18 protein-coding genes are annotated in these 22,240 nt (G+C 37.6%); 7 read left to right on the forward strand and 11 right to left on the reverse strand.

What is annotated here, in order from left to right; genetic code table 11:
• Positions 1 to 2: 2 nt before the first annotated feature.
• On the reverse strand, positions 3 to 1,505 hold the full coding sequence (gene malQ, locus BLR83_RS04170; RefSeq protein WP_074560561.1) for a 4-alpha-glucanotransferase: 1,503 nt from the start codon (positions 1,503 to 1,505) through the stop codon (positions 3 to 5).
• 164 nt (positions 1,506 to 1,669) lie between these two features.
• Positions 1,670 to 2,698 carry a LacI family DNA-binding transcriptional regulator gene (locus tag BLR83_RS04175; RefSeq protein WP_074481566.1) on the reverse strand — a complete coding sequence of 343 codons (1,029 nt, stop codon included), beginning with the start codon at positions 2,696 to 2,698 and terminating at the stop codon, positions 1,670 to 1,672.
• A gap of 343 nt (positions 2,699 to 3,041) precedes the next feature.
• On the opposite strand from BLR83_RS04175, the gene BLR83_RS04180 reads away from it, so the two are divergent.
• The 3 genes from BLR83_RS04180 to BLR83_RS04190 all read left to right on the forward strand — a co-directional run bounded on the left by BLR83_RS04180 (position 3,042) and on the right by BLR83_RS04190 (position 6,634).
• Positions 3,042 to 4,301: an extracellular solute-binding protein gene (locus tag BLR83_RS04180; protein ID WP_074560562.1), complete on the forward strand. Its 1,260-nt coding sequence runs from the start codon at positions 3,042 to 3,044 to the stop codon at positions 4,299 to 4,301.
• Between the two features lie 129 nt (positions 4,302 to 4,430).
• Positions 4,431 to 5,798, forward strand: coding sequence for a carbohydrate ABC transporter permease (locus tag BLR83_RS04185; RefSeq protein ID WP_039696663.1), 1,368 nt, complete (start codon positions 4,431 to 4,433; stop codon positions 5,796 to 5,798).
• On the forward strand, positions 5,798 to 6,634 hold the full coding sequence (locus BLR83_RS04190) for a sugar ABC transporter permease (protein WP_013852034.1): 837 nt from the start codon (positions 5,798 to 5,800) through the stop codon (positions 6,632 to 6,634). Before BLR83_RS04185 ends, BLR83_RS04190 begins: the two co-directional genes overlap by 1 nt.
• A 121-nt stretch (positions 6,635 to 6,755) precedes the next feature.
• On the opposite strand, the gene BLR83_RS04195 is transcribed toward BLR83_RS04190, so the two are convergent.
• Genes BLR83_RS04195 through uvrB form a run of 3 tightly spaced genes read right to left on the reverse strand, consistent with a single transcriptional unit; the run spans position 6,756 to position 9,788 of the window.
• Positions 6,756 to 7,220 (reverse strand): 8-oxo-dGTP diphosphatase, encoded by a 465-nt coding sequence (locus tag BLR83_RS04195; RefSeq protein WP_074560563.1) that lies wholly within the window; start codon positions 7,218 to 7,220, stop codon positions 6,756 to 6,758.
• Positions 7,221 to 7,238: 18 nt separating this feature from the next.
• Positions 7,239 to 7,787, reverse strand: a complete 549-nt coding sequence (locus BLR83_RS04200; protein WP_074560564.1) for a hypothetical protein — start codon at positions 7,785 to 7,787, stop codon at positions 7,239 to 7,241.
• 9 nt (positions 7,788 to 7,796) lie between these two features.
• A complete protein-coding gene (uvrB, locus tag BLR83_RS04205) occupies positions 7,797 to 9,788 on the reverse strand; it encodes an excinuclease ABC subunit UvrB (RefSeq protein WP_074560565.1) in 1,992 nt (663 codons plus the stop codon).
• Between the two features lie 189 nt (positions 9,789 to 9,977).
• Between uvrB and BLR83_RS04210 the strand changes: the two genes are divergently transcribed.
• From BLR83_RS04210 to BLR83_RS04225, 4 genes are all read left to right on the forward strand, one after another.
• Complete coding sequence (locus BLR83_RS04210; protein WP_074560566.1) at positions 9,978 to 12,182, forward strand: ABC transporter substrate-binding protein/permease; 2,205 nt, start codon at positions 9,978 to 9,980, stop codon at positions 12,180 to 12,182.
• Positions 12,182 to 12,922 carry an amino acid ABC transporter ATP-binding protein gene (locus tag BLR83_RS04215; RefSeq protein ID WP_074560567.1) on the forward strand — a complete coding sequence of 247 codons (741 nt, stop codon included), beginning with the start codon at positions 12,182 to 12,184 and terminating at the stop codon, positions 12,920 to 12,922. Before BLR83_RS04210 ends, BLR83_RS04215 begins: the two co-directional genes overlap by 1 nt.
• A 306-nt stretch (positions 12,923 to 13,228) precedes the next feature.
• Positions 13,229 to 13,765: a rubrerythrin gene (rbr, locus tag BLR83_RS04220; protein WP_074560568.1), complete on the forward strand. Its 537-nt coding sequence runs from the start codon at positions 13,229 to 13,231 to the stop codon at positions 13,763 to 13,765.
• Positions 13,766 to 14,045: 280 nt separating this feature from the next.
• Positions 14,046 to 15,545 (forward strand): ATP-binding cassette domain-containing protein, encoded by a 1,500-nt coding sequence (locus BLR83_RS04225; protein WP_074560569.1) that lies wholly within the window; start codon positions 14,046 to 14,048, stop codon positions 15,543 to 15,545.
• A 41-nt stretch (positions 15,546 to 15,586) separates the two neighbouring features.
• Here the strand turns inward: BLR83_RS04225 and BLR83_RS04230 are convergent, their stop codons facing one another.
• The 6 genes from BLR83_RS04230 to BLR83_RS04255 all read right to left on the reverse strand — a co-directional run bounded on the left by BLR83_RS04230 (position 15,587) and on the right by BLR83_RS04255 (position 22,126).
• Entirely contained in the window at positions 15,587 to 15,769 is a 183-nt protein-coding gene (locus tag BLR83_RS04230) for a hypothetical protein (RefSeq protein WP_014334954.1), read from the reverse strand.
• 214 nt (positions 15,770 to 15,983) lie between these two features.
• Positions 15,984 to 17,297, reverse strand: coding sequence for a GTPase ObgE (obgE, locus tag BLR83_RS04235; RefSeq protein ID WP_074560570.1), 1,314 nt, complete (start codon positions 17,295 to 17,297; stop codon positions 15,984 to 15,986).
• An 85-nt stretch (positions 17,298 to 17,382) separates the two neighbouring features.
• Complete coding sequence (locus BLR83_RS04240; protein ID WP_003065505.1) at positions 17,383 to 17,511, reverse strand: DUF4044 domain-containing protein; 129 nt, start codon at positions 17,509 to 17,511, stop codon at positions 17,383 to 17,385.
• An 83-nt stretch (positions 17,512 to 17,594) separates the two neighbouring features.
• Entirely contained in the window at positions 17,595 to 18,323 is a 729-nt protein-coding gene (locus BLR83_RS04245) for a pseudouridine synthase (RefSeq protein ID WP_074560571.1), read from the reverse strand.
• Between the two features lie 104 nt (positions 18,324 to 18,427).
• The gene (locus tag BLR83_RS04250) at positions 18,428 to 20,074 is read right to left on the reverse strand and encodes a peptide ABC transporter substrate-binding protein (protein WP_142349916.1); all 1,647 of its coding nucleotides are present in this window, start codon (positions 20,072 to 20,074) and stop codon (positions 18,428 to 18,430) included.
• A 402-nt stretch (positions 20,075 to 20,476) separates the two neighbouring features.
• Positions 20,477 to 22,126: a peptide ABC transporter substrate-binding protein gene (locus tag BLR83_RS04255; RefSeq protein ID WP_074560573.1), complete on the reverse strand. Its 1,650-nt coding sequence runs from the start codon at positions 22,124 to 22,126 to the stop codon at positions 20,477 to 20,479.
• Positions 22,127 to 22,240 lie beyond the last annotated feature (114 nt).

Raw genomic sequence — 22,240 nt, forward strand, 5'->3', positions numbered from 1 at the left:
TTTTATTTAAATGTATTTTTGCGGCAATAAAGTGCAGTAATGTCTTTCAAGAATGCTTTGCGTTCATCTGTCAAATCTTCTTTTAACATACGCCATTGCCAGTTGCCACCAACAGTATTTGGAATGTTCATGCGAGACTCAGCTGGTTTGTCTAGAATGTCTTGCATAGTCGCAATTGCAATATCACTAACCGTTGCAAACAAGGTACGAAGCATTGTTTGTGTGATTGGTTCGCCTTCATGACGATGTGTATAAGCATCAACAAATGCTTTTTGTTCATCAGTCAAGTTGTCATACCAACCATTAACCACTTCATTATCATGTGTGCCGTTATAAGCAACGCTATTTTTATTGCAGTTATGTGGAGCATCGATACTCTTACCTTCGGTATCATAGAATCCAAATTCAAGAATCTTCATACCTGGGAAAGCAGTGTCTGTTAACAATTGCTCTGCTTTGGCATCGATATAACCGAGGTTTTCAGCAATAATAGGAAGTTCACCAAGCTCGTCGCGTACGACATCAAACAAAGTACGTCCTGGACCAGGTTGCCAACTACCATCATTAGCAGTCTTGTAATCACCACGAATTTCCCAATAATCTGAGAAACCTTTAAAGTGGTCAATACGAAGAAGGTCATATAGTTTAATACCTTCTTTAATACGATAAACCCACCAAGCATAATTTGTTTTCTTGTGGTTTTCCCAATCATAAATTGGATTTCCCCAAAGTTGACCATCATCACTGAATGAATCTGCAGGAACACCAGCAATACAAAGCGGGTTCTTTTCAGCATCAACTTTGAAAAGTTCAGGCATTGTCCAAACTTCTACGCTATCAGCAGAAACGTAGATTGGCATGTCACCAATAATCTTAATACCTTTTTCATTGGCATAGGCTTTTAAATCAGCCCATTGTTGGTAGAAGAAATATTGAGTGACTTTATGGTAAGTGATAACGTCTTTTAGTTTTTCACGATAAGTTTCAAGAGCTGCTTCTTCGCGACGAACAACTGCTTTATCATCCCATTCTTGTAAGGCTTTATTGCCAAAGAATTCTTTAATGGCCATGAATTCAGCGTAATCTTTCACCCATGTAGCTTCTTTTTCGAAATCTGCTAGAGCTTTTTGATTGTCAGCATCTTGCATAAATTCTGCAACTGCTTTCTCTAAAATTGGACGACGAGTTTCAAAAATGCGAGCATAATCAACGTTTTCTAAATCATCACCGAAGTTAACAGTTTCATAGTCTTCTTTTGTTAAATAGCCTTGTTTACAAAGCAATTCTAAATCAATTAAATGAGTGTTCCCAGCTGTTGCTGAGAATGATTGATAAGGGGAATCACCATAACTTGTCGTTGTTAATGGTAGGATTTGCCAGTATGTTTGGTCAGTTTCAACCAAGAAATCAACAAAGTTATAAGCTTCTTGACCAAATGTTCCCACCCCTTGTTTGCCGGGTAATGATGTGATATGCATCAGTACACCACTTGCACGTTTTTCCATATGTTTTCTCCTTTATCAACGATCTTTACACTGCAAATTATAACGCAAGCGTTTGCGTAAGTCAATCATTTTTTGCAAAAAAATATAAAAAAACACCTCAACTGCTAAAACTAATAGCAATTAAGGCGTTTATTTTCATTCATGAAAACCGCTAGAAAGGGATTTTATTTGTCTTCAACATGCAATTGACGGACACTTTCTCGCTCTCTCAAGGTAAAAGGAACAATGATTTTTTCAGTAATCGCTGTTTCAGGAGATTTAATCAATTCGACCAATCGTCTGAAACTAGTTCGACCTAAATTAGCAACATTAATATCAAATGTTGTCATATAAGGGTGAATCAAAGTTGAATAGGCTGAGTTATTGAAGGTGATAATTGAAATATCATCCGGAACCTTCAATTGATAATAAGATAAGAACTGAGCTAATCGAACTGAAATTGTATCAGCAATCACAATCAGAGCCGTTGCTTTACTTGATTCAATTTTTTCAATTAATGCTTCCAGAATCATTGGATCTCTACGATCGAACAAAAGTGCTTTATCGCTTGTCAGACCAAGCTTTTCCATGCCTCGAAGGTAACCAAAATAACGTTCTGATGACACTTCAGATTTTAAATCATCTGTAACGAATAGAATCTCACGATGTCCTTTTTGATAAAGATATTCAACTGCTTTTTTACCCATCAATTGGTTATCATTATCTATATAAGTAATATCATTTTCGAAACCTTCGGGAGCACCGACAATCACAAAAGGTACATTATTATCCATCAAATACTTACGAACTGGATCTTCTGGATCAGAGTATAAGATAATAAATCCGTCTACACGTTTTTGGCGATACATCAATTTTACTTGTTCTTCTAATTCATCAACTGTCATACCGGTTGCAATAGAAACTGTAAAATCATTTAATTTCGCTTCGCTAGTTATAGTAGAAAGAATTTGCATAAAGAATGGTTCGTTCAAACGATCTGGTGTGATTAATGGTGGAAAAATCAGACCAACGTTATACGTTAAGCCACTAGCTAACATTTGGGCAGCTACATTAGGAACATAACCTAACTCTGCCATCGCTTTCCGAACTTTGTCTTTTGTTTTCTGAGAAATGGATTTATTATCCTTCAAAACACGGCTAACCGTCGAAGGATTGACGCCAGCTTTAGCCGCTACATCTTTAATTGTAACCATCTAAGTCTCCTTTGCATCTTTCATTTTATAATAGATTTACTGTACTGACAAGGTTTTAGAGGTAAAAACTCTTATTTTTATCCCCTATTATACATAAATAAGATTTTTCTGCAATTGTTTGCCCTATTTTGTGATATTTTTTAGAAAGATATTGTTTTTTCAGGCTATTTTATAGTAAAAACTGACCAACATATATCAGATTGATGCTCTTTTTATCACTTTCTTTATTTGACACTTCAAGTTTTTTAAACTTTTTTACAAAAAATGCTTGACATTAACTGCAAACGGTTGCATAATATAAGTGTAAATAATATTACTAATCTTTCTCTAGGAGGGGAAACTCATGAAGAAGAACACATGGAAAAAAATGGTCCTTGCTGGTGCAGGTTTAACACTTGCTGGAAGCGTTTTAGTTGCTTGCTCAAATAACTCATCAACTAAATCATCTTCTGCCTCTGACAGCAAGACAATCAAACTTTGGGTACCAACTGGTGCTAAAAAATCTTACACTGCTATTGTTAAAGATTTCGAAAAAGAATCTGGTTACACAGTTAAGATGGTTGAATCAAACGATTCAAAAGCACAAGAAAACGTTAAGAAAGACCCACAAAAAGCTGCTGATGTCTTCTCACTTCCACACGATCAACTTGGTCAACTAGTTGAATCTGGTGTTATCCAAGAAGTTCCTGAAGATTATGCCAAAGAAATTGCTACTAACGATACTGATCAAGCAGTAGCTGGTGCAAAATACAATGGTAAAACTTACGCTTTCCCATTTGGTATCGAGTCACAAGTTCTCTTCTATAACAAATCAAAACTTTCAGCTGACGATGTTGCTAACTACGAAACAATCACAAGCAAAGCAACATTCGGTGCAACATTTAAAGCAATGAACGCTTACGCAACTGCTCCACTCTTCATGTCAGTCGGTGATACACTATTTGGTGAAGATGGTGAAACAGTTGACGGCACTAACTGGGGTAACGATGCTGGTGTATTAGTTCTTCAATGGATTGCTGATCAAAAATCAAACAAAGGTTTCGTTAACTTGACTGCTGAAAATGCAATGTCTAAATTCGGTGACGGAAGCGTTGCTTCACTTGAATCAGGCCCTTGGGATCTTAAAGCTGCACAAGACGCTGTTGGTAAAGATAATCTTGGTATCGCTGTTTATCCAAAAATCTCAATCGGCGGTAACGAAGTACAACAAAAAGCTTTCCTTGGTGTAAAACTCTTTGCTGTTAACCAAGCTCCTGCAGGTTCAGATACAAAACGTATCGCTGCTTCTTACAAACTTGCTTCTATGCTTACTAGTGCAGAAAGCCAAGAAAACCAATTCACTTACGAAGGTCGTAACATTATTCCTGCTAACAAAGAAGTTCAATCATCAGATAAAGTTCAATCAGATGAATTAGCTCAAGCAGTTATCAAGATGGCTTCATCATCAGACTACACAGTTGTAACACCTAAACTTAGTCAAATGACTACATTCTGGACTGAAAGTGCTGCTCTTCTCAGCGACGTCTACAATGGTAAAATTCAAAGTGGTGACTACCTCGCTAAATTGCAACAATTTGACAAAGATTTAGCTAACGCTAAGTAAGATGTTCTGAAGTGGGGAGTTACATCCCCACTTTATTTTTAGGGAAACTCTTGTCGGAGTTATTGCTAAGAACTTTAAGATTAAATTTTTAGCAGTGACTTCCAACAAGATTAATAAAAGGAGTTTTGTATGACTAATTCACACTATTTTGACAGTGTATCAGTTACAGAGGCTTTTAAAAAAGGGAAATTTGATACCAAACTGTCATTTCTGATTATGGGATTTTCAAATCTTTACCATAAACAGATTATTAAAGGTTGTTTGTTTTTACTATCAGAGATTCTTTTCTTAATCACTTTCTTCTCTCAGATTATTCCAAACTTGCAAGGATTAATCACTCTGGGAACACACCAACAAGGTCTTGTTGAACAAACCGTCAATGGGATTAAGATGAAAGTTGCTGTTGATGGCGATAACTCTATGTTAATGCTTATCTTCGGTCTTGCTTCTCTTATCTTCTGCCTTGTCTTTGCTTACATTTATTGGTGTAACCTTAAGAGTGCTAGAAATCTTTATGTCATCGATAAAGAAGGTTTGAAAGTTCCTACCTTTAAAGAAGACTTTGAAACTTTGGCAAACGGTCGTTTCCACATGACTTTGATGGCAGTTCCAATGATTGGGGTACTTCTCTTCACTATCTTGCCATTGGTTTATATGATTTGTTTGGCCTTCACAAGTTATGACCACAATCACCTACCACCAAAAAGTTTGTTTGACTGGGTTGGTTTTGCTAACTTCGGTAACATCTTTAACGGTCGTATGGCGGGAACATTCTTCCCAGTTCTTTCTTGGACTTTGATTTGGGCAGTATTTGCAACTGTGACAAACTTCTTCTTTGGTATTGTCTTAGCACTTATTATCAATACTAAAGGTTTGAAATTGAAAAAAATGTGGCGTACAATCTTCGTTATCACAATCGCCGTGCCACAATTCATTTCACTTCTTATCATGAGAAACTTGCTCAGTGATGCTGGTCCAGTCAATGCATTCCTTGAAAAAATCGGACTTATCTCTGCTGCAAACCCATTGCCTTTCTTGTCAGATCCACTTTGGGCTAAATTTTCAATCATCATCGTTAACATGTGGGTAGGTATTCCTGTCACAATGCTTGTCGCTTCAGGTATTATCATGAACCTCCCTCAAGAACAAATTGAAGCCGCTGAAATCGATGGTGCCAATAAATTCCAAATCTTTAAATCAATCACATTCCCTCAAATCTTACTTGTGATGATGCCAAACTTGATTCAACAATTTATCGGTAACATCAACAACTTCAACGTTATCTACCTTCTTACTGGTGGTGGTCCTACTAACTCTAACTTCTACCAAGCTGGTAGCACAGACTTGCTTGTTACTTGGCTCTACAACTTAACTGTTACTGCAGCTGACTACAACCTTGCTTCTGTTATCGGTATTCTTATCTTTGTTCTTTCTGCTGTATTTAGTCTCTTGGCTTACACAAGAACAAGTTCTTACAAGGAAGGGGTTGCTAAATAATGAAAAACAAAAAACGATTAACACTGACTTTTGTCTATATTTTATTGATTGTTTTATCAATCATCTGGCTCTTTCCAATCGTTTGGGTTGTTCTTACTAGCTTCCGTGGCGAAGGAACAGCATACGTTAACTACTTCATTCCAAAAACTTGGACGCTAGATAATTACATTAAACTATTTACTTCTGATGCCTTTCCATTTGGGCAATGGTTCTTGAATACATTATTCGTCGCTTCTGCTACTTGTGTGATTTCAACATTCATCACCGTTGCTATGGCATACTCACTTAGTCGTATCAAATTCAAACACCGCAATGGTTTCTTGAAATTAGCACTTGTGCTTAATATGTTCCCTGGTTTCATGAGTATGATTGCTGTTTATTACATCTTAAAAGCATTCAACCTTGACCAAACATTGCTAGCACTTATCCTAGTTTACTCTGCTGGTGCAGCACTTGGATTCTACATTGCTAAAGGATTCTTTGATACAATTCCTTACTCACTCGATGAATCTGCTATGATTGATGGAGCTACTCGCGCTGACATTTTCTTTAAAATCACTCTCCCACTTTCAAAACCAATCATTGTCTACACAGCGCTTATGGCTTTCATCGGTCCTTGGATTGATTTCATCTTCGCTAAGGTTATCCTCGGTGATGCGACAAGTAAATACACTGTTGCCATTGGTCTGTTCTCAATGTTGCAACAAGATACTATTAATGACTGGTTCATGTCATTCACTGCCGGTTCAGTTCTTATCGCTGTCCCAATCACATTGCTCTTCATGTTTATGCAAAAATACTACGTTGAAGGCATTACTGGTGGTTCAGTTAAATAAGAAGAAGTTCAATCACTTCTCCCCTTCTATTATTAATTATCAAAAAAAGCTTGGAACAATTGTTCCAAGCTTTTTGATTGTTTAAAATCTGGTTATTTAATAGGAAGAAAACTTATTACTCTTACCAAAATTCACGTAAGAAATCGTCTTTTAAACGTTCACGATAAAAGAGTTCATTAAGGTCATCTTCTTCAAAAACACGTAGCAAATTTAGCATATCATAAGCTAAGTCAAGGTTAGGTAAGTCTTTTCTAGCTACCCATTTAATCTCTCCCTCATCGGTCGAATGCATCTCACCTTCAAAATCTGATGTACGGTATAGAAAAACTAAGTAACGTTCATCTTCTTTGGTGTACCAATGTTTCATTCCAACTAACTGAGGATTTTTAATGGTTAAACCTGTTTCTTCATTTACCTCACGGATAACCGATTCTACCAAGCCTTCATGGGCTTCGATATGTCCTCCAGGAAGGGCATAGCCTGACCAAGAATAACGTTTTGGGTCACGAACCTGCATGACGACATTGCCTTTGCCATCTTCAATTAAGCACATATTGGTTAAAATCACACGTTGTGCACGAGACATGATTTATCTTTCTCCTCTTCATTTTAGATTCTCTATATCATTGATAAAAAAAGCTAATAAAGAATTTTCTTTAACTTTAGGGACACCTAAATCTTTTCTCATTTCATTCATTAACTGTTCTGAAATTTTCAATAGCTGCTTACCATCTGCACTTGTATTACCAACTCTTCTGAATTCAGTCCATTTTTCAACTACATTTTTAGATCCCCAAAGAGTTATTTCTTTGCTAAATTTCATAATATCTTTAATCTGTTCTTCTGTAGGATAGCTTTTCGAATTTTTACTTGATTGATTTATCTTATATACCATATCAATAAACTGATAATATGCTGTTTCACGTTTCTGTGTTAAATATTGTAATCTAGACTGCTGAATATCAATAATAGTTTTTATAAAAGTTGTCACAATGGTTACAAAACCAGTTATAATAGCCACTATTATGACTGCATCAAATGTTTTAATGATTGAAATTACTTTCAATAACCAATTAAAAAAATAATAAGCTCCAATTAAAATAACAGCAATACCAATCCAACCTAAAATAAGACTTCCTTTATTTTTTTCCATTTTTCCCTTCTAATCCATAGCTTTCAATTCTAACACCATATCACGCAATTGAGCAGCAAGCTCAAAATCAAGCATTTCAGCAGCTTCATGCATTTGTTTTTGTAGTTTCTTGATAGCATCTTTACGCTCTGCCTTGTTCATACTTGAGTAATCTGGTGTATCCTCAGCCACTTCAGTATCTGTCGCTTTAGAAATAGAAATCAAATCGCGAATTTCTTTCTTAATGGTTTGTGGTACAATACCATGTTCTTCGTTGTAACGCATTTGAATCTTACGACGACGCGCTGTTTCATCCATGGCTTTTTGCATTGATTCTGTAATCTTATCTGCGTACATGATAACATGACCTTCGCTATTTCGCGCAGCACGACCAATCGTTTGAATCAAACCACGTTCATTACGGAGGAAACCTTCTTTATCCGCATCAAGAATAGCAACCAAGCTAACTTCTGGCACGTCGATCCCTTCACGCAGCAAATTAATCCCAATCAAAACATCAAAAACACCTAAACGCAAATCGCGAATAATCTCGGTACGTTCCAAAGTCTTGATATCTGAGTGCATGTATTTGACTTTGACACCCATTTCTTTGAGGTAATCTGTCAAATCTTCTGCCATTTTCTTAGTTAATGTCGTGATAAAGGTACGCTCCCCTTTTTCAACACGAGCATTGATTTCACCAAGAAGGTCATCCATTTGCCCCATCGTCGGACGAACTTCCACTTCAGGATCAAGTAGACCTGTCGGACGGATAATTTGCTCAACGACAGTATCGGTTTGTTCTAATTCATAATCACCTGGTGTCGCTGAGACGTAAACGATTTGGTGAACATGACTTTCAAACTCTTCACGACGAAGCGGACGGTTATCAAGTGCACTTGGCAAGCGGAAACCATAGTTAACCAACATCTCCTTACGAGAACGGTCACCATTGTACATGCCCTTGATTTGTCCCATGGTCATATGACTTTCATCAACCATAATCAAAAAGTCTTCTGGGAAAAAATCAAGAAGGGTAAATGGCGGCTCACCTTCTGAACGTCCATCCATATAACGAGAATAGTTTTCGACACCATTTGTGTAGCCCATCTCGCGCAGCATTTCGACATCATATTCTGTTCGTTGACGAATGCGCTGTGCTTCAATAAGTTTTCCTTCAGCTTCGAACTGCTTAACCTGCTCTTCCATTTCTGCTAGGATTTTTTGAATAGCTTCTTCCATGTGTTCTTCATTGGTCATGAAGTGGGTTGCAGGGAAAATCGCCAAATGCTCAACATCGCCTAAAACTTTACCCGTCAAACTTTCGATTTCTCGAATGCGATCAATTTCATCACCGAAGAATTCGACACGAAAGGCATGTTCGTCTCGGCTGGCTGGGAAAATTTCAACCACATCACCGCGCACACGAAAACGACCACGTTGAAAATCAATGTCATTTCGTTCAAATTGAATATCAACCAAGTCATTTAATAATTGGTCACGTGAGATTTCCTGACCTGGACGAAGACTGACAACACTGTCAGCATATTCTTTCGGTGACCCCAAACCGTAAATGCATGATACAGATGCAACGACAATGACATCATTTCGTTCAAGAAGCGATGACGTTGCTGAGTGGCGTAGCTTATCAATTTCATCATTGACTGAGCTATCTTTTTCAATATAAGTGTCACTGGATGGCACATAAGCTTCTGGTTGGTAATAGTCATAGTAAGACACGAAGTACTCAACCGCATTTTCTGGGAAGAATTCTTTAAATTCTCCGTAGAGCTGCCCTGCCAAGGTCTTGTTGTGTGCAATAACAAGGGTTGGTTTATTAACTTTAGCAATGACTTGACTCATCGTATAAGTCTTACCAGTACCTGTTGCACCGAGAAGAATCTGAGCTTTTTCTCCTCCTTCAATATTATCAACTAAAGTCTCGATTGCCTGTGGTTGGTCACCAGATGGCTCATATTTTGAGACTAATTTAAAATGATTATTTTCTATTCTATCAATCATAATATTCCTCAAACTGTCATTTAATACCTTCATTCTACCATAAATAAAGGTAAAATACTCCCATTTGATATGGCTTCTTCTTCATCCTAACTTTTCATGTTAGGTTTTCTAACATGAGACAAAAACTAAAGTTGCCTAAGTGTCTGAATTTTGATATAATTAATGCAATCTATTCTAAAGGAGACTAACATGAAGCACAAATTGAAAGCTATTATGCTAGCAATGGTTTCTGCAATCTTTGTGTTTGGTGCAAATGCTAACGCCGATACAATCAGTATCGTGTCTGACACTGCTTATGCCCCATTCGAATTCAAAGATTCAGATCAAGTTTATAAAGGTATTGACGTTGACATTATTAATGAAGTCGCAAACCGAGAGGGTTGGAATATCGATATGACATTCCCTGGTTTCGACGCAGCAGTTAATGCGGTTCAAGCTGGTCAAGCCGATGCCCTTATGGCTGGTACAACAGTCACAGAAGCTCGTAAAAAAGTCTTCACATTCTCAGATACTTATTACGATACAGCTGTTGTTGTCTACACTCGTAGCGATGCTAAAGTGTCTAACTATAAACAACTGTCAGGTAAAACTGTTGGTGTTAAAAACGGAACAGCTGCGCAAGCATTCCTTAAAGAAAATCAAAAGAAATACGGCTATAAAATCAAAACTTTTGATACAAGCGATTTGATGAACAACAGCTTGGATGCTGGTTCAGTCTACGCTGCTATGGATGACCAACCTGTTGTCCAATACGCTATTAGCCAAGGTAAAAACTACGCTATCAATATCGACGGTGAAAAAGTCGGAAGCTTCGCCTTTGCTGTTAAAAAAGGAAGCAAATACGAATACCTCATCGACGAATTTAACCAAGCTTTTGCTGAAATGAAAAAAGACGGTACTTACGATGCTATCATGGCAAAATGGCTTGGCGATTCTGATAAAGCCGCTGATCAATCAAGCGTTGTTGCCTCAAGCAGCCTTGAATTATCTGGTGACGCTTCTGCAAAAGCAACACCTGTCAAATCAAGCTACAAAATCGTTATGGATTCTTCATTTGCCCCATTTGAATATCAAAATGACTCAGGTAAATATGAAGGAATCGACGTTGACTTAATTAAAGCTATCGCAAAACAACAAGGTTTCAACATTGAAATCTCAAACCCAGGTTTTGACGCAGCACTTAACGCTGTCCAAGCTGGTCAAGCTGATGGTGTTATGGCTGGTATGTCAATCACTGATGCCCGTAAAGAAATCTTTGATTTCTCAGATGCTTACTACACTTCAAACATCTTGCTTGCTGTTAAAAAAGGAAGCTCAGTAAAATCATACGATGACTTAAGTGGTAAAACTGTTGGTGCCAAAAATGGTACATCATCTTACACATGGTTGTCAGAACACGCTGCTCAATACGGCTACACACTTCGTGCCTTTGACGAAGCATCTACAATGTATGACAGTTTGAACTCTGGTTCAATCGACGCTCTCATGGATGATGAAGCTGTCCTTCGCTATGCTATCAAACAAGGTCGTAACTTTGATACACCAATCGACGGTGAAAAATCTGGTGAATACGGATTTGCCGTAAACAAAGGTGCTAACCCAGAATTGCTTGAAATGTTCAACAACGGTCTTGCTGCACTTGTTAAATCAGGTGAATACGATAAAATCGTAAGCAAATACCTAGGTTCAACTGATGCTAAAAAATCAACATCATCAAGCGTAGACGAAACAACAATTTGGGGACTTATCAAAAACAACTACTCACAATTGCTAACAGGTCTTGGAACAACTCTTAGCCTGACATTAATTTCATTTGCAATTGCTATGGTTATCGGTATCATCTTTGGTATGATGGCCGTTGCTCCAAATAAAGTTCTTCGTACAATCTCAGCAGTCTTTGTTGACGTCGTTCGTGGTATCCCATTGATGATTGTCGCTGCTTTCATCTTCTGGGGAATTCCAAACCTTATCGAATCAATGACAGGTCACCAAAGTCCAATCAATGATTTCCTTGCTGCAACAATTGCACTTTCATTGAACGCTGGTGCTTACATTGCTGAAATTGTTCGTGGTGGTATCGAAGCAGTTCCTAAAGGACAAATGGAAGCAAGTCGAAGCTTAGGTATCTCATACGGTAAGACAATGAAAAAAGTTATCTTGCCACAAGCCGTTCGCGTGATGTTGCCAAACTTCATCAACCAATTCGTTATTTCATTGAAAGATACAACTATCGTATCAGCAATTGGTCTTGTCGAACTCTTCCAAACAGGTAAAATCATTATCGCTCGTAACTACCAATCATTCCGTATGTACGCTATCTTAGCAATCATCTACCTTGTAATGATCACCCTTTTGACTCGTTTAGCAAAACGTCTAGAAAAGAGGCTTAAATAATGGCAGAATTAAAAATTGATGTTCAAGATTTGCATAAATCTTATGGAGATAATGAAGTCTTAAAAGGAATTACAACACAATTCCACGAAGGTGATGTTGTATGTATCATCGGACCCTCTGGTTCAGGTAAATCAACTTTCCTTCGTACGCTTAACCTTCTTGAAACAATCACAAGTGGTAAAGTCGTTGTTGATGGTTATGAACTATCTGACCCAAATACTGACGTCGATAAAGTTCGTGAAAATATCGGTATGGTTTTCCAACACTTCAACCTTTTCCCACACATGACTGTTCTTGAAAACATCACTTTCGCTCCTATCGAATTAGGAAAAGAAAGCAAAGAAGATGCTGAAAAACACGCTATGGAACTTCTTGCAAAAGTTGGTCTTGCAGATAAACGCGATGCCAAACCAGATAGCTTATCTGGTGGTCAAAAACAACGTGTCGCAATCGCACGTAGTTTGGCAATGAATCCTGATATCATGCTCTTTGACGAACCAACTTCTGCACTTGACCCTGAAATGGTCGGTGACGTTCTTGGTGTTATGAAAGACTTGGCAGAGCAAGGTATGACCATGTTAATCGTTACCCACGAAATGGGATTTGCTCGTAAAGTTGCCAACCGTGTTATCTTCACAGACGGCGGACAATTTATTGAAGATGGAACACCTGAACAAATCTTCGATAACCCACAACACCCACGTCTAAAAGACTTCTTGAACAAAGTATTGAATGTCTAATAACTTAAAAAACTAGGTTATAAAACCTAGTTTTTTTGTGCCTTCATATTGACGAAATGACAATATTTTCTTTTAACAATCTCTGTTAAAATTTTGACTTTCATTTTTGCTTTTGGTAGACTGAAGGTAAGTTATAAAGACAAGCTACATAATCAAACTCACCCTATAGCTTTGGGAATTACCTCACTTATATTGACAGAAAAACTCCTTTTTAAGCGAGATAAGAGCGCTAAGGTAGCAAATCCATAACTTTTTTCTGTATAAAATCAGTAGGCAACTACTGTTTAATATAAGGAGGACTTTGATATGTCTAAGTATGCTGGTACTCAAACCGAAAAAAATTTGCAAGCTGCATTTGCAGGTGAATCTCAAGCACGCAACAAGTACACTTTCTTTGCTTCAAGAGCAAAAAAAGATGGATTTGAACAAATCGCAGAACTTTTCTTGAAGACTGCTGACAACGAAAAAGAACATGCCAAAATGTGGTATAAAGAACTCTTTGGCATTGGTGATACTGCCGAAAACTTGGAAACTGCTGCAGATGGTGAAAACTACGAATGGACAGATATGTATGTTGAATTCGCCAAAACTGCTGAAGAAGAAGGTTTCCCTCAACTTGCTAAAAAATTCCTCATGGTCGCTGAAATCGAAAAGCACCACGAAGAACGCTATCGTGCTCTTCTCAAAAATGTCGAAACTGCTAAAGTCTTTGAAAAGAGCGAAGTTAAGATTTGGGAATGCCGAAACTGCGGTCACATTATTGTTGGTACAAAAGCACCAAAAGTTTGCCCAGTCTGCGCTCACGCTCAATCTTACTTTGAAGTCCGAGCTGAAAATTATTAATTTCAAAAATCCTCAGCCTTTTGACTGTGGATTTTCGCATATTCTTTGACAAAAATAGCATCCTTTTGCTAAAATGAAAGCAAATCAAGTAGGAGGATTTTTAACGATGAACAACTAAGAGCAAAACGTTTTGGTATACCATATCAGGTTTTGTTTTTAGTGCACTTCTCTATTCTCTTGCTTATCCATCAGACGTGTTGGGTATTTTTAGCGTTGACCATAATGAGATTCACACTCTACCTGCTATGGTAGAGTGTGTTTTTTTGAAAGCGAGGATTTTATGCTAGAAATTAATCAGTTATCCATACACCATCTCAAGGATTCTAAGCCAATCATTACAGACTTGCATCTCATTGTAAATCCTGGTGAGAAATTAGCCATTATTGGAGAGGAAGGAACAGGCAAATCAAGCCTACTAAAAACTATCGTATCCCCAAAATTAATTGCCAGCTATGCTGACTATACTGGACAAATTCGTAATCAGTTTAAAAAAATCGGATACCTTCCACAATCCCTGTCTAAAAATGAAAATGACCAGACCATCTCTGATTTTCTTTATAAGAATATGGATTATCTTTTCAATTATACAACTTTTTATCAAATGGCTGCGCAACTAGGGTTAGATCTTGCAACATTAGAAGAAAAAAATCAACTGTTATCTAGCTTATCAGGCGGTGAGAAACTCAAACTTCAACTGTCTAAATTAACCGGACAAGAAGCTGATTTACTCTTATTAGATGAGCCAAGCAGCGATCTTGATATTGACAGTCAAGTAGTCTTAAAAAAATTCATTCAAGAATCTAATAAAACCATTATTTTTATCTCTCACGATGAAGCTATGCTTGAAGATACTGCTACCGCCATCTTACACCTTGAACTTCTTAAGCATCGTCAACTTCCTCGCGCTAGCTATTTCCAAGGGAAATACCAAGATTACCTTAAACAGCGTCAAAGTGCCTACACTAAACAGTTACAAGAAGCCAAAAACGACTGTCGCTTAAAGAAAAAAAGAGACGCAAAAATCCAGCGTCTCCACCAAGCTGCCCAATACAATGTTAGGCACACTCATGACAGCACTCTTGGAAGACTGGCGGCTAAAAAGATGAAAAATGTTCTTTCGCTTGAAAAAAGGTATCAAAAAGAAGATAGTAATCGTACCGAATTTCCAGAAAACATGGACAATATCGCACTCTTTTTTAATGATATTTCAACCCTTGATAAAAATAAAAGAATTCTATCTTGGAAAAATCATCAGTTACCAAGTGGACAGATAATTAATTTAGATATTTTCGGACAAGATAAATTAGTGATAACAGGTAAAAATGGCATTGGAAAAACAAGATTAATCAAACAGATTTATCAAGACCTAAACCAAAATCAGCACCTATCTACCGGATACATGCCACAAGATTATGATAGTTTCTTTTCAAAAGAGATTTCAGCTCTTAACTTTTTAGACGATGTGGCAAATGAGAATACCGCAAGAACGATTCTAGCTTGCCTTCAATTTACAAGAGAGGAAATGGAACACTCTACTCTTAACCTATCTGGTGGGCAAAAAGCTAAACTTTTCTTAGCCCACATGGTCCTTGCCAAAAATCAAGTGATTATTCTCGACGAACCAACACGACATTTTTCACCAACTAGCCAGCCACTTATCCGTGATCTTTTCATCAATTACCCTGGATGCATCATCAGCGTTTCTCATGACCAACATTTTATTCAAACCGTCGCAAGAAAACACTACCATTTAACTGAAAAATCCTTAGAAAGCAACTAAAAAAGCCCAGCTAAAAAGCTGAGCTTAAGTAGGAGTGCAGGTTAAGACTCTTGGTCTTCTGCTTCTCCCGCTTTTTCTTTTGCTAATTTTTCACGTTCTAAGCGAAAACGTCGATTTGGATTAAGGGTATTGAAAAGTTCTTCTAGCTTTTCAGCATTCCAAACATCGGCTGCTGATACAAAATTACCATCTTTATCTCTAAAAGATATCGGTTTTTCACCCATAAGAACCTCCCGTTAAAAATATCTATAAAACTTATTATCGTTGATAAACACCTGCTACAACGTAAAATACTAAACCAATTTCGAAGTAGTACTAGCGTAACAATTGAACACGTCCTACGAGCTGGGCAAAAAAGACAATTTTTCCTAGAGCTCGTTGCTCTTCGTTAAAATTCCTATTTTTGCTTTGCTCGCTTAACGGACTTTGTATCTTATATTAATCCACGAATTCGAATTCGAAGTTACCGATTCGAACGATATCTCCGTCTTTAGCACCGCGTTCACGAAGGGCTTCATCGACACCCATACCACGCAATTGACGTGCAAATTTCATAACTGATTCGTCACGTTCCATATTTGTCATGACAAAGAGTTTTTCAAGTTTTTCACCTGACAATACCCAAGCAGCATCGTCATCACGTGAAATTTCAAACGGACGTTCGTCTGGATCAAATCCGTAGTATACTTCTTCGTCAATCATATCATCTTCAGTGTAAAGCAAGAATTCATCAGTCTTATCAAGCAATTCTGCTGTTGCTTCCATCAGATTTTCCAATCCTTGGTGAGCCAAGCTTGAAATTGGGAAAATCATTGGCATTTCTTCGAAATCATCGTAGTTCGCAGCCAATTTTTCTTTGAAGACTTTCAAGTTTTCTTCTGCTTCTGGCATGTCCATTTTGTTAGCAACAATGATTTGTGGACGTTCCATCAAACGAAGGTTGTAAGTTTCAAGTTCGTTATTGATTGAAACATAATCTTCGTAAGGGTCACGACCTTCACTTGCTGACATATCAATAACGTGCAAAATAACACGTGTACGTTCGATATGGCGAAGGAATTGTGTTCCAAGACCTACACCTTGTGAAGCACCTTCAATCAATCCTGGAAGGTCAGCCATAGCAAAGCTGTCACCTGATTTTGTACGAACCATACCAAGGTTAGGCACGATTGTTGTAAAGTGATAAGCACCGATTTTTGGTTTAGCAGCTGTGACAACACTTAGCAATGTCGATTTACCAACTGATGGGAATCCAACCAAACCAACATCAGCCAAGATTTTCAATTCAAGTTGAAGTTCACGTTCTTCACCTGGTTCACCATTTTCAGCAATTTCTGGTGCAGGGTTACGTGGTGTCGCAAAGCGGATATTACCACGTCCACCGCGTCCACCATGAGCCACAACAAATTCTTGACCATTTTCAACAAGGTCAGTGATAACTTTATTTGTCTCAGCATCACGAACAGTTGTTCCTTGTGGGACACGAACAATAAGGTCTTCTGCACCACGTCCGTGCATCCCTTTTGTCATCCCTTTTTCACCAGATTTAGCTTTAAAAATACGGTTGTAACGGAAGTCCATCAATGTACGAAGTCCTTCGTCAACTTTAAAGATGACTGAACCACCTTTACCACCGTCACCTCCCCAAGGACCGCCATTAGGGACGTATTTTTCACGACGGAAGGCAACCATGCCATCACCACCACGACCAGCTTTAACGCTGATTTTGGCAGTATCTAAAAACATACTCATTATTAATTCCTATTCTTTCATTGTAATCACAATTGCACTAAAATTGGATGTGCAAAAGCATAAAAAAACGCCTCTTCAGCGTTCTTTAAATAATTGAACCAATAGCAGTCGCAATAAGACCACCTACAGTTACTAGAACCATTAAGATAACAACTACTAAAGTCAGTTTTTCAAACGCTGTTTTTTTACGTGGTCCGTTTTCACCAAATGCCACCTTAATACACCTCGCTCAATTGATTTTATTACTATTATCTTAACATGATTAGGCTAAATAATCAAATAAGTACTGCAAGAAATTTACAGTTCAACGTCAAATTCTTCTAGTTCCGCTAGCTCTTCTGCTGTCAATCGACGCCACTCACCAAGTGATAAGTTTTCATCCAACTGTAATGATCCCATACTCAAACGTTCTAAGTCTGTGACTTCCTTACCACAAGCTAATACCATGCGTTTGACTTGGTGGAATTTTCCTTCTTTGATTGTGATAGCAACTAAGCTTGTCTTTGCAGCTTCATCAATTTCTAAAATCTCTAGCTGCGCTGGTTGACACGTGAAATCTTTCAACTCGATGCCTTTAGCAAAACGTTCGACATCTTCAGTTGTCATAATCCCAGCTACTTTAGCGCGATAAAGCTTGTCAACATGCTTTTTAGGCGAAAGCATAGCATGCGCTAATTTCCCATTATTTGTCAAAAGTAAAAGCCCGTGAGTATCAATATCTAATCGTCCAACAGGAAAGACTTCTTTATCCCAAGCGGTCTTATCAAGTAAATCCAGAACCGTCTTATGATGATTGTCCTCGGTTGCAGAAATGACTCCTTTTGGCTTATTAAGCATGTAATAAACGTATTTTTCATAAGAGAGATTTTGCCCCTGACAAATGACCTGGTCAGCTTTTTCATCGATTTGTGTCTTGGGAGAAGTCTCGATTTTTCCATTGACAGAGACTTGTTTTTTCTTAAGAAGTTGTTTGACTTCTGTGCGTGAGCCCTGACCTGCTTCAACTAAAAATTTATCTAAACGCATATATTTCCTTTTACTAATATGATACTTTCATTGTACCATTTTTTAAGTCATAAAAAAACAAGGTTCGATAGGCTCGAACCTTGTCTCATCATCACTAGAATGATTTATTTTTTGTATGCGTGAGTGAAGTCAACTTGCAATCCTGTTGAGTTACGAACAAGACCTTTAAGGTCAGGATTTTGAAGTGACTTAGTGCTACGGAAGTAGATTGGGTTGTAAAGTGCGTTGTCATAAAGAGCTTTTTCAGCAGCTTTATAATCATCAGCAGCAGCTTTAGCATCTAGAGCATCTGTAGTGATGGCTTTTTGGTAAGCAGCATCGTAATCAGCATTTGAGAATTTACCGTAGTTGTATGATGAACCAGTAGTGAAGAGTCCGTAGAATGTAGATCCTTCTGGATAGTCACCACCCCAAAGAACAAGGGCAACATCGAAGTTTTGGTTCTTAGTATCTTCAAGACGTTGTTTGAAAGTAACGAATTTTTCTTCAACTTTCAAGCCTGGAAGAGCTTCTTCCCAAGTTTGTTTGATGTAGTCAACAGCTGCTTTAGCAACTGGAGCGTCTGAGTCAGCAGTTACAGTCAATTTAACTGAATCTGTACCAAGTTCAGCAAGACCTTCTTTGAAGAGTTTAGTTGCTTCTTTTTTGTTGTATGAGTAACCTGGTGATACGTATTTAGCCAAGTCAGTTCCATCAGGAAGTTTTTCAAGACCTGTTGGTGCAAGGGCAGTTGCAGCTTTTGAACCAGTATCGATGGCAGCTTTAACGATACCTTCACGGTCAGTTGCAAGGTTAAGTGCTTGACGAACTTTAAGGTTGTTCAAAGCAGTTACTGTACCTGTTTGGTTGTAAACCATGTAAGCTGTTGTTGCTTCTGGAACTGGAACGACGTCTTTACGGTTTTTGTTAGCTTTAAATGTAGCTTCTGTGTTTGAGATGTTTGCTGTATCAAGGTCACCATCTTTGTACATTTGAACAGCTGTATCTGGTTTCTTGATTGTTTGAACGTTTACTTTCTTAGTTTTAACGTCTTTAGCATCCCAGTAGTATTTGTTTTTCACAAGTGTGAAGTTACCATTTGTACCGTTCCATTTTGAAACTGTGTATGGACCAGAGTACAATGATTTTTCAGAAGTTGTACCGTATTGGTCACCTGCTTTTTCAACAAATGCTTTACTTTGTGGCATGAAGTTTGCAAATGATAGAAGACTCATGAATTGTGGAGAAGGGTTTGACAAAGTAAAGATAACTTTGTTGCCATCAGCTTTAACACCAAGTTGGTCAACACCTTTAGTACCTGCAATGACATCTTCGGCATTCAAAACGTGAGCATCTGAAACAAGGTATGAGTATTCAGAAGCTGTTTTTGGATCAGCAATACGTTGCCAGCTGTATACGAAATCTTCAGCTGTCAATTTGCTACCATCTGACCATTTAAGGTTATCACGAAGTGTAGCTGTGTATGTCAAACCATCTTCAGATACGTCAACTTTTTCAGCCAAATCAGGTTTCAAATCACCTTTTTCATCAACACGAAGAAGGTTACTTCCTGAGTTACCAATAGCAATTGATGAGTAAGTATCAGTTACTTTTGAAATATCAAGTGTGCTGATTTCAGTTGGTACGAACCAATTGATATCTTTGCTAGCAGATTTTGATGATGAATTATTTCCACCACATGCTGCTAGTGTAGCAACAGACAACAATGTGACAGCCCCAAGACCGACACGTTTTAAAGTTTTGATCTCCATAATAGATCCTCCTACCATATAACTTTCTTTCGGTATGTTATGTATTATAACACAATATTATCTAAAAATACAGAAAATTTGAAAATTAATTAAAATTTCAAAAAGAGTGCTTACACTCATTTTTCACTCATTTTGTAAACATTTAGGTTGATAGAGATGGAAATTGTTCGTTATTTTATAAAAATTCACTTGTTTTGGTGATTTACAATCAGTTTTCTTTTATCATTTTTAGCGATTATTAGAGCTTTAATCACTCAAATAATCATACTTCTCAAAGTATTTGTCACTGTATAAAAGCTAACATCGTTTTACATATTTTTACATAAAAAGTATAAATATCACACACAAAAAAATAAGCCCAAACATCAGTTGGGCTTATTTGGTTAAACTAAATTCTAATGCTTATTTTTTATAAGCGTGGCTAAAGTCCACTGTTAGACCTGTTGAGTTACGAACAAGGTTTTTAAGATCTGGATTTTGAAGCCATTCAGTACTACGGAAGTAAATTGGATTGTAGTGTGCACCTTCGTAAAGGACTTTTTCAGCTGCTTTATAATCCGCTGCTGCTGCATCAGTATCCAAAGCATCAGTTGTCAAAGCTTTGTTATAAGCTTGGTCAAATTCTGGGCTTGATACTTTACCATAGTTATAAGCTGAAGCTGATGAGAACAAACCATAGAATGTTGATCCTTCTGGATAATCTCCACCCCATGATACAAGGGCAACTTCGAAGTTTTGGTTCTTAGTATCTTCAAGACGTTGTTTAAAGGTAACAAATTTTTCTTCAATCTTCAAGCCTGGAAGAGCTTCTTCCCAACTTTGTTTGATGTAGTCAACAGCTGCTTTTGTAACGGCATCATCTGAATCAGCAGTCACTGTCAATTTAACTGAGTTTGTACCAAGATCAGCTAAACCTTCTTTAAATAATTTAGCAGCAGCTTTTTCATCGTATTTGTAACCTGGTTCAACGTATTTAGAAAGGTCAGTACCATCAGTTAATTTAGCAAGACCTGGTGTTGCAAGAGCTGTGGCTGGTTTTGATCCTGTATCGATAGCTGCTTCGACAACTCCTTTACGGTCAGTCGCTAGGTTAAGTGCTTGACGGATTTTTTCATTGGCAAGAGGAGCTACTGAACCAGTTTCGTTATAAACGATGTAAGTCATACGAGCTTCTGGTACTGGAACAGCATCTTTGTTTCCTTTATTAGCTTTGTAGATAGATGATGTTGCTGAGATATTTGCTGTGTCTAGCTCACCATTTTTATACATTTGAACTGCTGTATCAGCTTTTTTGATTGCTTGAAGGTTAACTTTGTCAGTCTTAACGTTCTTAGCATTCCAGTAGTATTTATTTTTTACAAGTTTGAAAGTACCGTCACTACCGTTCCAACCTTTTACAGTGTATGGACCTGAGTAGATTTGGTCTTTAGAAGTTGTAGCGTATTTATCGCCTTCTTTTTCAACAAATGCTTTTTTCTGTGGCATGAAGTTAGAAAAGGCAAGGTAATATTTGAACTGTGGACATGGACTTGTAAGGGTGAAGATAACTTTGTTGCCATCTGCCTTAACACCAAGTTGGCTAAGGTCAGAAAGTTCACCTGAATTAATCTTATCAGCATTTTCCAAATGAGATTCAACAGCTAAGTAAGAATATTCAGAAGCTGTTTTTGGGTCAACCATGCGTTGCCATGTGTAAACAAAATCTTCTGCTGTCAAAGCACTGCCATCTGACCATTTAAGACCATCACGCAAAGTTGCTGTATAAGTCAAACCATCTTCTGATACTTCAACACTTTTTGCCAAGTCAGGTTTTGGTTCACCTTTTTTATCGACACGAAGCAAATTACTTGATGAGTTCCCGATTGCTAACGCTGAATATTGGTCAGTGTGTTTTGAGATATCAAGAGACAAGATTTCAGTTGGTGTGTACCAATTGATTTCGTTTTTGTTAGCAGCTGATTTATTACCACCACCACATGCAGCCAAGAGAGCAACAGAAGCCAAACTTACCGCTCCCAAACCAACGCGTTTCCAAGTTGATTTACTTTCCATAAAAAATTTCCTCCTACCATAAACTTTCTTTCGGTATGTCTGGTATTATAACACACTATTTTCTAAAAATACAGAAAATTTTAAAATTAATAAAAATTTCAAAAAACTCACTTT

The sequence above is a fragment of the Streptococcus equinus genome, assembly GCF_900101445.1.
In the GTDB taxonomy this organism is placed as follows: Bacteria; Bacillota; Bacilli; order Lactobacillales; family Streptococcaceae; genus Streptococcus; species Streptococcus equinus_B.